General features: G+C 58.4%; 10 protein-coding genes and 3 pseudogenes. 5 read left to right on the forward strand and 8 right to left on the reverse strand.

Going from position 1 to position 15,256, the window contains the following annotated elements:
* Positions 1-157: 157 nt before the first annotated feature.
* Positions 158-820: pseudogene (locus tag HTUR_RS20120) on the reverse strand (IS6 family transposase).
* A gap of 654 nt (positions 821-1,474) precedes the next feature.
* Between HTUR_RS20120 and HTUR_RS20125 the strand changes: the two are divergent.
* A complete protein-coding gene (locus tag HTUR_RS20125; protein WP_012945177.1) occupies positions 1,475-1,963 on the forward strand; it encodes a universal stress protein in 489 nt (162 codons plus the stop codon).
* Between the two features lie 214 nt (positions 1,964-2,177).
* Here HTUR_RS20125 and HTUR_RS20130 read toward each other — a convergent pair whose 3' ends face one another.
* Positions 2,178-3,611, reverse strand: coding sequence for a sugar porter family MFS transporter (locus HTUR_RS20130; protein ID WP_012945178.1), 1,434 nt, complete (start codon positions 3,609-3,611; stop codon positions 2,178-2,180).
* A gap of 259 nt (positions 3,612-3,870) precedes the next feature.
* On the opposite strand from HTUR_RS20130, the pseudogene HTUR_RS25770 reads away from it, so the two are divergent.
* A pseudogene (locus tag HTUR_RS25770) lies at positions 3,871-4,502 on the forward strand (IS6 family transposase).
* Between the two features lie 531 nt (positions 4,503-5,033).
* Here the strand turns inward: HTUR_RS25770 and HTUR_RS20140 are convergent.
* The 4 genes from HTUR_RS20140 to hutU all read right to left on the reverse strand — a co-directional run bounded on the left by HTUR_RS20140 (position 5,034) and on the right by hutU (position 11,216).
* A complete protein-coding gene (locus HTUR_RS20140; protein ID WP_012945179.1) occupies positions 5,034-6,725 on the reverse strand; it encodes an HAL/PAL/TAL family ammonia-lyase in 1,692 nt (563 codons plus the stop codon).
* A 49-nt stretch (positions 6,726-6,774) separates the two neighbouring features.
* Positions 6,775-8,058, reverse strand: a complete 1,284-nt coding sequence (gene hutI / locus HTUR_RS20145; protein WP_012945180.1) for an imidazolonepropionase — start codon at positions 8,056-8,058, stop codon at positions 6,775-6,777.
* Entirely contained in the window at positions 8,055-9,053 is a 999-nt protein-coding gene (hutG, locus tag HTUR_RS20150; RefSeq protein ID WP_012945181.1) for a formimidoylglutamase, read from the reverse strand. Before hutG ends, hutI begins: the two co-directional genes overlap by 4 nt.
* Before the next feature lie 366 nt (positions 9,054-9,419).
* The gene (gene hutU, locus HTUR_RS20155) at positions 9,420-11,216 is read right to left on the reverse strand and encodes a urocanate hydratase (RefSeq protein WP_012945182.1); all 1,797 of its coding nucleotides are present in this window, start codon (positions 11,214-11,216) and stop codon (positions 9,420-9,422) included.
* A gap of 87 nt (positions 11,217-11,303) precedes the next feature.
* Here hutU and HTUR_RS28105 point away from each other — a divergent pair.
* Positions 11,304-11,405, forward strand: a pseudogene (locus tag HTUR_RS28105) (NAD-dependent epimerase/dehydratase family protein); the annotation flags it as partial.
* A gap of 355 nt (positions 11,406-11,760) precedes the next feature.
* Positions 11,761-12,540, forward strand: coding sequence for a hypothetical protein (locus HTUR_RS20160; protein WP_012945183.1), 780 nt, complete (start codon positions 11,761-11,763; stop codon positions 12,538-12,540).
* Between the two features lie 10 nt (positions 12,541-12,550).
* On the opposite strand, the gene HTUR_RS28620 is transcribed toward HTUR_RS20160, so the two are convergent.
* The gene (locus tag HTUR_RS28620; RefSeq protein WP_343122707.1) at positions 12,551-12,766 is read right to left on the reverse strand and encodes a zinc-ribbon domain-containing protein; all 216 of its coding nucleotides are present in this window, start codon (positions 12,764-12,766) and stop codon (positions 12,551-12,553) included.
* Between the two features lie 683 nt (positions 12,767-13,449).
* Positions 13,450-14,079: a DUF7344 domain-containing protein gene (locus HTUR_RS20165; protein WP_012945184.1), complete on the reverse strand. Its 630-nt coding sequence runs from the start codon at positions 14,077-14,079 to the stop codon at positions 13,450-13,452.
* Positions 14,080-14,840: 761 nt separating this feature from the next.
* Between HTUR_RS20165 and HTUR_RS26895 the strand changes: the two genes are divergently transcribed.
* Entirely contained in the window at positions 14,841-15,020 is a 180-nt protein-coding gene (locus HTUR_RS26895) for a hypothetical protein (protein WP_148225423.1), read from the forward strand.
* Positions 15,021-15,256 lie beyond the last annotated feature (236 nt).

Below are 15,256 nucleotides of genomic sequence, written 5' to 3' on the forward strand. Positions count from 1 at the left end.
TTCTTTATTTCTACCTATACAAATCATTCATTTTATATTCATATATAATAGCGGGAGTCAGTCGCTAGTTAGCTCTTGAAGTATAGTATCAAACATAAACTCGAAACCAAGTTAATTTCTTAGGCTTATGAGGAGACCAGTCACTCTTTGGTACTGTCTAGTTTAGCACCTTCGCTGGCGTCTGTCCGTTAAGTGATTGGTGCGGTCGCTGTGTGTTATAATAGTGTACGGACTGTTCAAGCCAGTCTCTGACACTCGCCCGACTGCCCACCCACGAGTTGTGGAAGCGATCAACACGCATCTTAACTGTGTGGAACCACTTTCCGATCAACATAGTCGAGTTGACCGCTCAACCCTAATCGAGAGAGGGCAGTCAGATATCCATAGCCATCAACGAGAAACACAGTGTCGGAGAGGTCGTGTTTCTCGGTCAATCGATGGAGAAACGCAGCAGCTGGGTCGGTGCCTCATTGTCTGAACACTGCGACATCGAGAATGAGCCGTGAATCTAGATCTATTGCGGCATACGCCCAAGACCGGTCGGTGTTAATCTTGACAGCAGTCTCATTAATGGCGACCCGTGACAGCTTCGCTGTCGGCGGGTCTGAACCGCTGTCAGCCAGCCGAGGTACCCAGTTCCAGATTGCTTGATGAGTGCGTTCTATGCCAATCAAGCGAAGAATTGCTTGTGTCTCTCGAAGTGAACAACCGGTCGCATGAAGCCGGACGGCGAACGTCCTGACGCAATCGCCGTCCGTTCCTGCTCCCAACCTTCATCAAATTCCTCCGCGTAGCACTCGCTGAGCAGGTCTGTAAGCATCCTTCCAAACTAACTCCACGACCTGCTCGTTCCTCAAACTGACCTAACTAGACACTGCCCACTCTTTGGTCGTAACGTCTCGTCTAGAAATAGAGACATAGTCGCTATAAGGCGGTGTTTTAGCTGAATAGTGTCTTCTTCTCCCTTCAACCATCGTTTCATACTGATGCTACAGTAACGACACTGATGCTCGAACCGAGCTCCGTCTAATTACGTCTGATTTGGAGTCCGGCCGCGGATATGACGGTCTCTATCACTCAGAAGCGAAGCGTGGAGAACCGCATTCCACGCCTACGCGCCCCTCTACGCATGCGTGAACAATTACTACACCTCGGCGATGCGCCGTCTCACCGGCGGCGAAAGATCTAACGAGACAACTGTTGTTCGTCGTGCTCACCCTGCAGAGGTAGGGGAAGATACCGGACGTCCAGACGCTGAGAGAATTACAAAGAAATCACGTACTGCGTTCTCGGACGCGGTCAGCCAGCGTAGCACCAGGTGAGACCTGCGATCACGGTAAACTGTGCCCGAGCAGGTCCGGTATGGTCGACGCGAGTTCGCCAGCGCTGGCTGTTTCGGTGGCGAAATCATAACTATAACTATAGTGAATTCATAGTAATTTACTTACCGCTCGGAAACTATTTTCCACTAAGCATGAACGAAGGATCATACTCTAGAGAGCCGTCACGCGAACCCGAACTACGAACAATTCTGCTCGGCGTTGGCGGGCGCGATGACTCCCGTGTCGACGCACTCGTGGATGTCGTCAAGGAAGTAGCCTCCAGTAACACCACGGTAATCATCGTCCACGTTTTCGATACGGATTCCTACAAAGAAACGGTCAAGCAGGTAGCGGATACGGAGGACGAACACATCGAACCTGACGAACTAGCTGCTCAGATGAGCACTACCGAGGAGATTACCGGCCGCTTGGAAGCTGATTCGATCGATTACGAGGCTCGCGCGACGACCGGCAGAAAGGGAGATGGGGTCGTCGAGATCGCCGAGGAGGTTGACGCTGATCGCGTGATCATCGGCGGCCGGCAACGCTCTCCCGCCGGAAAGGCACTCTTCGGGAGCACGGCGCAGAAAGTCATGCTGAACGCGCCCTGTCCGGTCACGTTCGTCCGCGATCGAGAGTGAGATCGCGATTCTCCTGACGCGCCCGTATTGCGGACCCGGTATCACGGCTCCGAAACCGTACTCATCGCTGTTATCCGACTGAGTTTTCGATCAGCAGAGACGGAGAATGCTCGGTACGTCCCGAACGAATTGATCAGCCAGTGACAGGTCACGACCGCACGAGTGCACATCGCCCAGAAACGCTGGTGCTGACGCCGTTTCGGGATCGACCCGGTTAGTCGTCCGATTTCACGGTGTTAGAGCGCCCGGCTTTCTTGCCGATGGTGGTCTCGCGCAGATTGGATTCGATCTCCTCGAGCGATCGGCCCTTCGTTTCGGGGACAAGCTGGTAACAGAAGACCAGTGCGATGAAACAGAGCCCGCCGTAGAGCCAGAACGTGCCCGACTGGCCGAAGACGTCGACTAGACGGAGGAACGTCAGCGACACGATCAGGTTCGCAGCCCAGTTGAGGACCGTAACGGTCCCCATTGCGGTTCCACGGACCTGCATCGGATAGATCTCGGAGATCAGCAGCCAGAACGCCGGTCCGAGTCCGATTGCGAAGAACGCGACGTACAGCATCAGGCTCCCGGTCGCGACCCAGCCGATGATGCCCGAGAGGCCGGGTAGGAAGAACGTGAAGCCGAGGGCGGCGAGCATCAAGGTCATTCCGCTGAGTCCGCTCAGCAACAGCGGTCGGCGCCCAACCCGGTCGATGAGGAGGACGGCAACAATGGTCATCACGACGTTGACAACGCCGATTCCGGCAGTCGCGAGAATCGAAGCGGTGTCTTCGAAGCCAGTGGACTCGAGGATCGTCGGAGCGTAGTAGATGACCGTGTTGATGCCGGTCACTTGCTGGAATACCGCCAGTCCGACGCCGACGATCAGCATCGGGCGGACCCACGGCTGGAACAGATCACGAAACGAACTGGACTCGACCTGGACCGTTTCTTTGATTTCGCTGAGTTCGGTACCGACCTGGCTTTCGGCGCGGGTTCGGGACAGGACCTCGCGGGCATCCGTCTCACGGCCCTGTTCGTAGAGCCAGCGCGGACTTTCCGGCATGAAGAGCATCCCGACGAATAGGACGGCTGCAGGGACCATTCCGAGACCGAGCATCCAGCGCCATTCACCACCGCCGGCGAACGCGAGATTCACCAGATACGCGATGAGGATACCGCTTGTAATGGTTAACTGGTTCAGCGAGACCAGCGATCCCCGTATCTTCGGGGGCGAGATTTCGGAGATGTAGAGTGGACCGACTACCGACGCGAAGCCGATCCCGACCCCGTCAAGGATGCGGCCGACGATTAGTATTTCGACGGTCGGTGCGATCGCCATGATGAGCGAGCCGACGAAGAAGACGACTGCGCTGACGAGGATGAGTCGGCGTCGACCGAGCCGGTCGGCGAGACGACCGCCGAGCGCTGCGCCGATGATTGCGCCGACCATTGCTCCACTGACGATCACCCCTTCGACGTAGGACGGATTCATCGTATAGCCGAACACTGCGGTGAGTTCGAACGCATCCCGAATGTAGAGCATTGCACCGGAGATAACGCCGGTGTCGAAGCCGAATAGTAAGCCGTTCAGTGCGGCTAACGCCGCGACTACGTAAATAAACGAGTTCTGTCCGTCGGCAGTATCTGTGTGTGATGTCGGCATGGGTGAAGCCTGTAACTATTTATCCAGATTAGAGTTAATAGTGTTTTCGTTCCCAAGGAGGATGCAATAGCTATCTCGAGGTGCACGAAGTCCGTAAATAGATATCGGCGGTCCATACCCCAGTCATCTTCGCATTTGCTCGCATTTCACTGCTGACGATCGTTCGGAGCGCCTCGCGCCGTGCACTCTCTCTTCGCAGTGAGACAGGGCGCTGTTTCGTTAAGCGTGGATAGTGAGGCGGCACGATTTTGTGGTATCCATGCCAAAAATCGCCCGCCTCAGCGGGTATCGCGACTGGATCGATTTGAGTTTTGTAGAGCGAGAGCGGACACCGCGTCAACTGATGGTGCTCGGTATTCAACGCCATCTTGCTGTTTTCTCGATTTTGTATACAGTTCGGCTATTATAGAATTTCGGTGTCGAACGCAGTCACAGGGCAGTCCATGACTGGGTTCACAAGTGCGATCTCCGGTCGACAGAGGATGAGAAGTCAAATCACGTCGCGCTTAACGAGATGGTGATTCAACTTGATGAACACCACTATTGACTGTATACTTCGGTTGATCCATAAACGAACAAATCCACCATATACGGTTGTATTCAACGACTACGACCGCGTTGACAGAGCGATTCCTGCAGGAACTCACGGAGAATCATGATCTTGATGATGCCGTGTTTCTCGTCGATAGAGCAAAACGTCGCCAGACTGTACTCCGTCAATCTGGGTTCCGGTTTCGATACGAAAAACATAGAAATCGGACGCTGCTAAACGTATCTGTCACAAGATAAAACGATGGACCTCTTCGTTCTTAAACTATTTTAGCCACGAAACCGCCAACAGCCGAATCGTGTCTCCAAGCCTTCGCCGTCTGGCACAATGCTACAAACTAAATACGACCGGGAAAGTACTGAAGAGACTGTTGTTTAGTTCAACATCAGAGGCTAATTTCGGTCCAGCACGTCATTCAGGAGGTGCCGCCGGTCTTGGCCAATATGCTTCATACTATACTTTACCTGGCTACAGCGCTCGGCGAAGCAGCCATCGTCCTGACAGACTCAGAAAGGGCGAGGCCGTCTCGGCTATCTCCCGACTCCGCAAGCACCGCAGGTACGAGGAGTGCAGCGGTGGTCGCGGGATGCCGAGCGGCCGAGGCTTTCAAGTGAGGAAGCCGTCGCCCGGACAGTGGCCGAACTGGCAATATCCGCGACCAACTGGCCGTCGACGATAACCCACACCCACAAGACGACCTTGAGCCACGTACCCAGCGCGCTGTAAACGAAGCGATAGACATCTCGTACTCTCGAAAGGTGGTCGGTACGAGGTGCAGTCCGCATTCGGGCTCGAGGTTGCCTGCGAGAGCGCGATCGGCCGCGTCGTGACCGCTCGACCAGGGGAGGGGGGTGCGAGCGGGAGTCGTGGCACTACTCTCCGACCCGTGAGCGCCCACTGGCCGGGTCGAACGTCTCAAGCGCCTGCTCGAGGGCGGTGTCGAGGTGGCCCGCGGCGAGCAGGTCCGCAACGGCGTCGATATCCGGATGGAGTGGTCGGTCGCCGGTGAGCGGCGGAACGACCTCGCGGATCAGGTCGCGAACTGCGCGTGTTCCGACGCCGAGCGAAAGGTCGGTGGCCTCGAACGCGTCGTCGACGTACTCGGTGGCTTCGGTTCCACAGACGAGTTCGGCAGCGACGACACCTCTCGCGTTCTCGATTGCAGTTCGGGCGTTCAGCGCGGCTTGGGCGCTCATACTGACATGATCCTCCTGGTTGCCGCTAACGGGGGTGTTGTCCGCCGAGGCGGCACCGAGCGAGCGCAACTCGTTGACCAAGGCGGCGGCGCTGTACTGAGCGATCATGTAGCCCGATTCGAGGCCGCTCTCGACCGCGAGAAACGGTGGGAGGTGGTCCTCCTGAAGGTTCGGATTGAGGAGCCGATCGATCCGCCGCTCGGAGATCGCCGCGAGGTCGGTCAGCGCGAGGCGGACGTACTCGAGGCGGAGAGCCAACGGGGCGCCGTGGAAGTTACCGCCCGAAAGGGCCGCGCCGCGATCGGTTCCGGAAGCGCGGTCGTCGACCTCGGCCGCCGGGAAGATCAACGGGTTGTCCGTCGCACTGTTGAGTTCGGTCGTGACGCCCTCGCGGAGGTGGCACACCGCGTCCCGGACGGCGCCATGGACCTGTGGCAGACACCGCAGCGAGTAGGCATCCTGCACTCGATCGCAGTTTCGGTGGGCCTCGACGATCTCACTGTCGGCGGTGAGCCGGCGGACCAAGTCCGCGCTTTCCTGCTGGCCCGTGTGGGGCCGGACGCTCTGGATAGCCGGGGCCGAGGTCGCCGTCGTTGCGAGCGTCGTCTCAGTCGTCAGCGCGCCGGCTGCGTCGGCGGCGCGGACGAGGTGCTCCCCGTCGACGACGACCAGAGCCGCGAGCGCCGCCGTCAACTGCGTGCCGTTGATGAGTGCGAGTCCCTCCTTCGGGGCGAGATCGAGCGGCTCGCGATCGATAGTCGCGAGGGCGTTTTGCCCGGACAGCCGGCGAGTCGCCCCGGCTTCCGTGTCGGCACCATCGGTGCCGCCGGCCTCGTCGGCCTCGTCGCGCTCGTCTCGCTCATCGATAGCGACGTCGACGACCGCTTCGCCCTCGCCGATCAATACCAACGACATATGCGCCAGTGGAGCGAGATCGCCGCTGGCGCCAAGGCTACCCTGGGCTCTGACGACAGGGTGGACGCCCGCGTTACACATCGCCACGAGATAGTCGATGACGCGCTCGCGAACCCCCGAGTAGCCCTTGACGAGGGCATTGATTCGAGCGACCAGCATGGCCCGGACTTCCTCGCGCGTGAGTTCGCGCCCCGTGCCGGCGGCGTGGCTGCGGAGGAGGTTGACCTGTAACTGCGCCAAGTCTTCGGACGGGATCCGTTCATCGACTAACTGGCCGAAACCGGTGTTGAGGCCGTACACGACGTTGCCACTCTCCACGATATCCTCGACGCGGGCACGGCACTCGCGAACCCGCTCGCGAGCCGATTCCGGTACGCTGATCGGTTCATCGTCGCGAGCGACTGCGACGACGGCGTCGGGCGTGAGGCTCTCACCGTCGAGTTCGACAGTCACGGGGACTCACCTCTCGCGGTGTCCCATCGATCGAGCGACGATACGTGGGTCACGTCCCTACCTCCCTGCCGTTTTTGACGACCGTCTCGATGGCCGTGGTGTCGAACCGGTACGCGAGGTGGACGTACGATGGCGCTGCCAGCACCGCGGCATCCGCAGGGGCCCCTTCGCGAAGCGTCCCAGTGCCGTCGTCTCGGTCGATCGCGAGTGCCGCGTTGCGCGTCGCTGCGAGCAGCGCTTCGGCCGGCGTGAGGTCCATCTTCATGACGGCGAGGGTCTGGACGAACTCCATCGTCCGTACGTGACAGTTTGGATTGAAGTCTGTCGCGAGCGCAACGGAAGCCCCCGCCTCTAGAAACGCTCGCGCGTCGGCGTACGCTGCACCGAGGCCGAACGCCGTCCCGGGCAAGAGCACGGGAACGACGGCTGCCTCGACGAGCGCCGCGACGTCCTCGGCCGTCGCGTGCAACAGGTGATCGGCGCTCGCAGCCTCGAGCTCGGCGGCGAGCTGTGCGCCCCCGAGACGGGTAAACTCCTCGGCGTGGATTTTCGGCGTGAGTCCCGCGGCTGCACCCGCCTTGAGCACGCGCTGAGACTGGTCGACATCGAACACATCCGCCTCACAGAAGACGTCACAGAACTCGGCGATCCCTTGGTCGGCGACGGCGGGGAGCTGGTCCGAGATGACGCGGTCAACGTAGTCTTCGGTGTCCGTGTCCGCCGGAACCGCGTGTGCTCCCATGAACGTCGGTACGAGAGTGATCGGGTGTTTGGCGGCGGCGCGATCGATCGTCTCGAGCAGTCGGAGCTCGGTCTCGGCCTCGAGGCCGTAGCCGGATTTGACCTCAACAGTAGTGGTCCCGTGGGCGAGCATGACGTCGAGGTGTGATCGCAGGTTCGCGAGGAGGTCGTCGTCGCTCGCGTCGTGGACCGCACGGACGGTTCGGAGGATCCCGCCACCCTCTGCGAGGATCTCCTGGTAGCTCCGGCCGCGCACCTTGGCCGCGAACTCGTCCGATCGGTCTCCCGCGAAGAGAGCGTGCGTGTGCGGATCGACGAATCCCGGGACGACGGCGTTCCCGTCCGCGTCGATCGCGGTGGCGGCATTGTCGGGCGGATACGCCCGCGTGATCTCGTCGGTTGGGCCGACGGCGACAACCTCGCCGTTGATCGCGGCGAACGCCGCATCCTCGCGAATCTCCAGCGGGCCGTCGGTGCGCGCGTCGTCGGCTGGTGCCGTGTCGGCTGTGTCATCGACCGGCCCAACGACGAGTTCCCCCGCGTTGTACACGATACAGAGCGGCCCCCTGGGGTCTGGTGTCGCGGCAGTCATTGTTGTCCCCCCAGAAAGCCGGCAAGGGCGTGCGCAACGGCACGGGCCGCCGCATCGGTCGTCAGTCCATTCCGGTCGAGCGGCGGGGCACATTCGACAACCTCGAACCCCGCGAGTCGCTCGTCGCTCGTAAGCAGTCGCAGGCAGCGAAACAGCTCTCGCGTGGTGATGCCGCCCGGCGTCGGCGCACTCACGCCGGGGGCTGCACTCGCGTCGAGTACATCGCAGTCTACGCTCACGTAGAGTCGATCGACGTCACCCATCGCATCGAGTGCGTGCGTCGCCGTCTCAACGGCGTCATCCGCGACTTCTTCGGCCGTGATGACCGCGCCGCCACGCTCACGGACGAACTCGTGGTACGGGGTTGCCGTCTCGAAGTGTCGCGCCCCGAGGCAGACGTATTGATCGAGACCGGCTGCGAAGAGCTGTCGGTACGGCGTGCCGCTCGTCGGTTCGCCCCGGACCTCGCGGACGTCCAGATGCGCGTCGAGATTGATCACGCCCACGGAGCTCTGTTCGAGTAGCGGGGCGACGTTCGGGTACGTCAGAGAGTTGTCTCCCCCGAGGAAAATCGGTACCGCGTCGCACTCGTGCACGCGGGCCGTCGTCTCACGGAGCGTCGACTGAACGACGGCGACGGACGAGTCGGTGCCGGGCGTGCCAGCGTCGACCAGCGAGCGAACGTCGCCGAGGTCACCGAGTACCCGAAGCGGGCCACAGTCGAAGTGGTGGGTTTTCGTTCGCACAAGCGAGCGGCGGATCTCGGTCGGCCCCTCGCGCGCCCCCGATCGACTGATAACTGCACCGTCGTACGGTTCGCCCACCAGCACCGCGTCGACGTCGGCGTCGTCGACGGCCTCGAGTGTCATTCCCTCGACGATATGGCCGACCAGTTCGTCGTTCGGGTCGGTCGATTGAGCCATTCCGCGCCATTCGTCGTCGGTCCAGTCGGGGGAGATCGTGAACTCGTTCATCGACTCCTCGGTGTCGGTCATAAGGAGTACAGCGCGGATACCACAGGCATCAGCCCGTGTAGGAAGCGCGTCGAATGCGCACCGGCTACCGCGCTCTGGCCGGTGTTGGTTTCACTGGCTATTCGTGTTTGACCGTGGTCCGTGTTCCCACGGATAGTATATCGAGGCCACAAGCGTCTCGGTGTACGGGTTGCCAAGCCACCCCTCGAAGCCGGGAACGTCAAACTCGATGGGACGGAGTGGTCCCGTTCGAGGGGGAGTCCACCGGTAACTAGACGGCGGTGAGACGAACACCGAGGTCGTCGTGAACGTAGCCACGGTCTGTCGCAGGTCGGTAGGGTGAAACCTGTCATGGGTGGAACGTCATGGCTTTCAGGCCGTGGTAGCTTACTTGCGACTCTCCATCGGGATGTGAACGGCCGACTCCTGTGCCTCTGCGAGCGCCTCCTCGTAGCCAGCATCGACGTGGCGGATCACTCCCGTTCCGGGATCCGTGGTAAATACGCGGCGGGCCGTCTCGGCGGCGAGGTCGGACCCGTCAAGGACGACGTGGTTGTTCGCATGGATGGCGTTTCCGATACCGACGCCCCCACCGTCATGGACGCTCACGATGTCTGCGCCGGCGGCGCAGTTGAGCAGGGCGTTGAGGATCGGCCAGTCGGCGATCGCGTCGGAACCGTCAGCCATGGCCTCGGTCTCACGATTCGGACTTGCGACTGACCCCGCATCGAGGTGATCTCGCGTGACGACGATCGGGGCCGAAATCTCGCCGGCGGCGACGAGCTCGTTGATCCGGAGGGCGAAGCGAGCCCGTTCCGTCAATCCGCCCGAATCGTCGGCGCTGGCGTCGTCGCTGCCATCGGTTCGAGACCCGGTCTCCTGTGGAGCCTCACTCGTCTGATACCCGAGCCAACAGACACGCGCCGGCAACCCTTGGAACTCGACTTGTTTCTGTGCGAGATCGATCCAGCGGTGCAGGTGGCCCTTCTCGGGAAAGAGCTCTTTGATGGCTTCGTCGGTACGATGGATATCGGTGGGATCACCCGACAGCGCCACCCAGCGAAACGGCCCCTTCCCACGACAAAAGAGCGGACGAATGTACGCCGGCACGAACCCCGGATAGTCGAAGGCGTTCTCGCGATCGCAGTGCTCTGCGACCTGTCCGCGGATGTTGTTCCCGTACTCAAACGCGATCGCGCCCTGGTCCTGCAGCTCGAGGATCGCGTCCACATGGCGGTCCATCGTCGCGAGGCTCTCCGCAACGTACCGATCGGGCTCCTCTTCACGGAGCCGATCGGCCTCGGCGACCGTATATCCAGATGGGTAGTACCCCTCGAGTTCGTCATGAGCACTGGTCTGGTCGGTCACGACATGCGGAACGAACCCTCGATCGAGCATCGCCTCGAGCATGTCGGCCGCATTCATGTGGACGCCGACGCTGTAGGGCTCACCGGCATCGGCAGCGTCTTCGGCGCGCTCGATCGCCTCGTCGAGGTCGTCGGTTTTCGCCTGACAGTAGCCCGTCTCGATGCGACGGTCGATCCGTGTCGCGTCGACTTCGGCAGCAATGCAAACACCGTGGTTCATTGTTACCGCGAGCGGCTGGGCACCACCCATCCCACCGAGCCCACCGGTGACGACAATCTTGCCGCGTAACCCGTCAGAATCTGGGTAATTTTTGTTTGCCAGTTCCGCCAGCGTCTCGTAGGTCCCTTGAATGATGCCTTGGGTGCCGATATACGCCCACGAGCCGGCAGTCATCTGGCCGTACATGATCAGCCCTTTCGCTTCGAGTTCGTGGAAGTGCTCCCAGTCGTCCCACTTTCCCACGAGATTCGAGTTGGCGATGAGGACCCGAGGGGCTCGCTTATGGGTCTTGAACCGGCCCACGGGTTTGCCGGACTGAACGAGCAGCGTCTCGTCATTGCCGAGGTCGCGGAGTTCGTCGCAGATCGCATCGTATGCGTCCCACGATCGCGCCGCCCGACCTGTGCCACCATAGACGACCAGCTCCTCGGGCTTTTCGGCCACCTCGGGATCGAGGTTGTTGTTCAACAGGCGAAGGGCGGCCTCCTGACGCCAGCCGCGACACTCCCGATCGGTTCCCGTCGGTGCCCCGCGATACTCGCGCCACTGGTCGCTCGGTTCGCTACCGATCGACGCTTGAGATTCTGATTCGCCCATGCGTTCGGTGTTTGACACCAATCCACAAGGTCGTTGCGGTGGCTACACCTATGGAGAAGAGTCCCATGTCACGACCGACCCCTGTAGCTCGGGACGAGCGATGCCTATAGCTTCAACGAGCTCGTCGCCCTGCTCAACGCCGAACTCGGGACGAATATCGAGCCGGAAGACGCCGAGAATCCGATCCCAGCCTAAACCAGTAATCTGGCCAGTAGGCGTGACAGAGAGATCTTAGTTCCGTTCCGCTGGTGGAGGGTGCTGGCCGGAGGAGCCATCCTGTCACTCTTGCTGATGGGGGATTTTTTTGGAACTACAAATATCCCAACGCTTGGGATTCCCACGTCTTCAGGCGCGGTTGGGTGTTAATAAGGAGTACTCTCCTAAGTGCAATTTCGTAACCGATCTTCTATCTATACACTCCGATATTCGGTACTATTATTCGAACCTGAGATAATACCTACCTATGCGACGACGCGCGATACTTGGAGGTGCCGGAACGGTGCTCTCAGTTACGCTGGCTGGGTGCGGAGACCTTATCGAACCAATGGACGACGAAAGCGAAGAGAGCCCCGAACAAAACAATGCGACTGACGAGAACAACGAGGACGACACTGAAAACGAAACTGAACCGGCCAGCGAACCAAGCGACTTAGATGATGATGACTCCAGCAACGAGAGTGATGACTCCGGTAATGAGAGTGATGAATCCGTCAATCCGGCTACGCTGATAATCGACGACTTCGAGGACTACGATAGCGGCGGTCAGCTGGGTCCATGGACACGTGACGGAACCGGCAGTGTTGGCGTCTCCTCGAGCGCGGCCTTACACGAGGACTCGAGTCAGGGTATTCGGCAAAACGGCGACTCGAATATCCGTTCCTTCCCTGGTCAGGGGCTACCGAACTATCCCGAAGACGGCCGCGTGGTTTCGGTACTTATGCGTCCTGACTCGAACACCTCCCAGCCCTGGATCCTTCTCGGAATGGAGGACAACGTGTGGGCCACAGAAACTCCAGGGTGGCGGCTTATTGTTGACCCGAACGGTGGAATTCGGATTGCTCGAGAGACAGGGAATGATGTTGTAATTCTTGACAAGAACACGAGACTTCCAAATTTGGTCGATAGAACTGTTGACTGTCAATTTGTTGCTGACAGTTCTAACGGGGTCGGATTCCGGATCAAAGACCTCGACGGTACCGTACTCGGCACCGTTAGCACAAGTGTGACGGATGGCATCGCGGACGAAATGAGTATTGGCTTTCGGTCGTCACAAGGCGTTGACTGGGATCGGCTGCGATTCGTCGACAGCGAGAGTGACGGCTGAGCGACACAGCTCAACATTCACGATCGTCTCGAGTAACTTCACCAGCGGTCTCTTGGCACCGTCTAGTTAGTCCAAGAATAATGGATCCAATCCATACTGTGACCGAGTATTCTTCTGTCAGACCGTCACTACTGATCTCTACCCCAGATGGTTTCTGTCGGATCCCACACTCTGGGCAAATCTCTGCCTCTTCCCGTATTTCCGCACCGCAGCCCCGACAGTACACAAACCGCTCCTCTTGTTCTATCTGAAGATTTCATATCTGTTCTATCTATTCTTATAAACAAACCTATAACTATGCGGGGGTCTGTTACTACTGTCTCGAACGTCCTTGACGGTCCCGGCGCCGTAGATCGGCTCATCGGTCGATATCGGCCGCGATCCATGCACCGACTCGGTTAACCTCACTGAACAGATATCGGTCACTCTCGCGCTGGTAGAGTCGAAGCGTCGGGCGGTCGTTGAACTCGTTTTCCCGCAGCTGTTCATTCGATCCGATAACCCTTTTCAGTACCGTCAGATGATTTCATGGTCGTTCTCTCCGGTCACACTCGGGCGGTGCTGTGACACCGTTCGGCTTTTCCATACCTCACAAGATAGCCGATCGTGCAGCCATTCCCTGTGACGGAATTGAACCGCCGCAAAGTCCAAACGCCCCCGAGCCGACGCCCCAGCTGAAATGTCACGCCGAGCCGCCAAACCTCTCTGTCAATTTGGTAGGTCCAGTAAAGATAATCTTGTATAGCGTGCGTTTTAGTAATCACGTATAAAGCTCAGCGAGATAGCCGGCCAATCACACTTGAGTTCCCTGATGATCACATGTAGAGTCAGCTGAACTGGAATTCAGTTATTACCGCAACACTCGAGGATGGGGACTCTCAAAGTCCGAATCGCACACTTGTTGGCCAGTCAGCTACGCAGTTGGGGCCGCTTAGTCTCACTCGCTGGCAGGACGTCAGCGAGGATCGAAACAGCACTGGTCAGCGCGAATAGACCTGTGATGAGCGTCACGAGGAACAGCCCAGGGGTCGCTAAAAGGCCACTCACAGTAGCTCCCAGCAGGCCCAGACTGATGCCGAGGGCTATGTGGTAATATCTGGGGAGGGCACTGGAAGCGGACGCACGCGCTGGCTGCTCGCTCTCCCTCTGCAAAGGCTGTGCCTCGAGATAAGGGCGGATCTCCTCAAGGCGATCACCAGGACGCACAATTCCGCGTGTCTTCTCGTATTCGATGATCCCTTTCTTATCAAGTTTCGGCAGGTGTGACTGATAGAGGGGAATGTACACCCGCTGGCGCTGGGTCGACGTTAATTGCTTGACCGTGGTATCGTGCTCTTTCGCTGCAATGTGCTCAGCGATATCGCGCATTCGAACGGCTCTTTCATCCTCGTGATCCAGCAGATAGCGGATACTCTCTCGGCGGCGGTTCGTCTGAAGAAGATGAAAGGCATCGTCTTGGTTAAGTTCCTGTGACTTGTCAGACTGGGACTCGCTGGAGGGCGAACCCGCCGAACGGGACGGATAGTCTAATTCAGGCATAATTTTCTGAACGAGTGATTAGAGTATTCCGACATAAGTTTTATTGTTTGCCTAAGGACTAGATGATACTACAATATAATAAATTAATCAAACAACCACGAAAGATAATATATGTTTCGGAGACATTGTGGAGAAGATATTTTAGTCTCAGAGAAATCCTGTATCCAGTGGTCTGTTGGGGTGAAGGGTTCCCTATATCAGAGAATGTGAGTAACGGATAATAAACAGCATACCACGGAAATTTGGTTTATGTAATAATCTCTATCGTAGGTGTGTAGAGCCGATAATGAAATTTCACATCAGTATTCAGATCAGGAGATTAGTGTTGAAATGACTGTTGAGGAGTACAATATTTCGGTCGAGAGCGACGGGACGATTGTAGTTAGCGATCCCACCGCTGATTCTGAACTCTCAGAGTAGCCAGCGTCCAGCCGAAGATTGGATAAACATCAGCAGCCCCTGCTGTAGGCGGGCAAACAGTACGTAAACAGATTCAGAAACCCGAGATAGATCGACGAGACCAATCTTCTATATTCATGCCATTAACAGCACGCGAGAAAGACGGGAATTGCTGCACATGTACTTTCGATGAAAAAGGTCATGCTGAGATCGCTCGCGTCCCGCGGTAGCCCTGTGGAGTGACGGCTTCGCGTCTTGTCTACCTCGACGGCTATCTCACTTGAGTGAGATACCGTCTTTGTTTATCTCGGTGAATCACTCCGCGCCTGGCCCGTAACCAATTCTACTGGGAACTGAAACGAGTGGCTGTCCTCGGCGACTGTCTGTTCGAGTTTGTCGAGGTCCCACCGGAGGACGAACTTACGTTCCGGGTTCAGAGAGCCGTCGAGAGCGACGTCAAATGCCGGGATGCTGACCGCAAGAGCGGGGAGTTCGCGACTGCTCTCAAGGTAATTCAACTTCGAAAAGCCGACTGCTCGTAGCGGGAGATCGCCGACGAAACTTGTGTTATTTCTGTAATATTGACAGAGTCGTGCTGAATAAAGGGCCTGTATCTCGCATGGAGCAGTGTTCGGAATCGAGGCCGTACGATCGACCTATTCAGGGCTCCAGAAGCGCGACGAACAACATTCTTGTCTCCCTTCTGGGATCATACGGTAATCTCCTCGCTGGGCGATTTATAGCGGTCGTATAACTAATTTTTCATCTTTCAAAGTGA

Origin of the sequence: Haloterrigena turkmenica DSM 5511 (assembly GCF_000025325.1) — an archaeon.
Classification (GTDB): domain Archaea; phylum Halobacteriota; class Halobacteria; order Halobacteriales; family Natrialbaceae; genus Haloterrigena; species Haloterrigena turkmenica.

Bases quoted from the DNA above. Each gene is read 5' to 3' on its own strand.
- hutI (WP_012945180.1), bottom strand. From the start codon at position 8,058: ATGACTGCCGCGACACCAGACCCCAGGGGGCCGCTCTGTATCGTGTAC.
- hutG (WP_012945181.1), bottom strand. From the start codon at position 9,053: ATGACCGACACCGAGGAGTCGATGAACGAGTTCACGATCTCCCCCGAC.
- HTUR_RS20165 (WP_012945184.1), bottom strand. From the start codon at position 14,079: ATGCCTGAATTAGACTATCCGTCCCGTTCGGCGGGTTCGCCCTCCAGC.
- HTUR_RS20125 (WP_012945177.1), top strand. From the start codon at position 1,475: ATGAACGAAGGATCATACTCTAGAGAGCCGTCACGCGAACCCGAACTA.
- HTUR_RS20160 (WP_012945183.1), top strand. From the start codon at position 11,761: ATGGACGACGAAAGCGAAGAGAGCCCCGAACAAAACAATGCGACTGAC.
- hutU (WP_012945182.1), bottom strand. From the start codon at position 11,216: ATGGGCGAATCAGAATCTCAAGCGTCGATCGGTAGCGAACCGAGCGAC.
- HTUR_RS20130 (WP_012945178.1), bottom strand. From the start codon at position 3,611: ATGCCGACATCACACACAGATACTGCCGACGGACAGAACTCGTTTATT.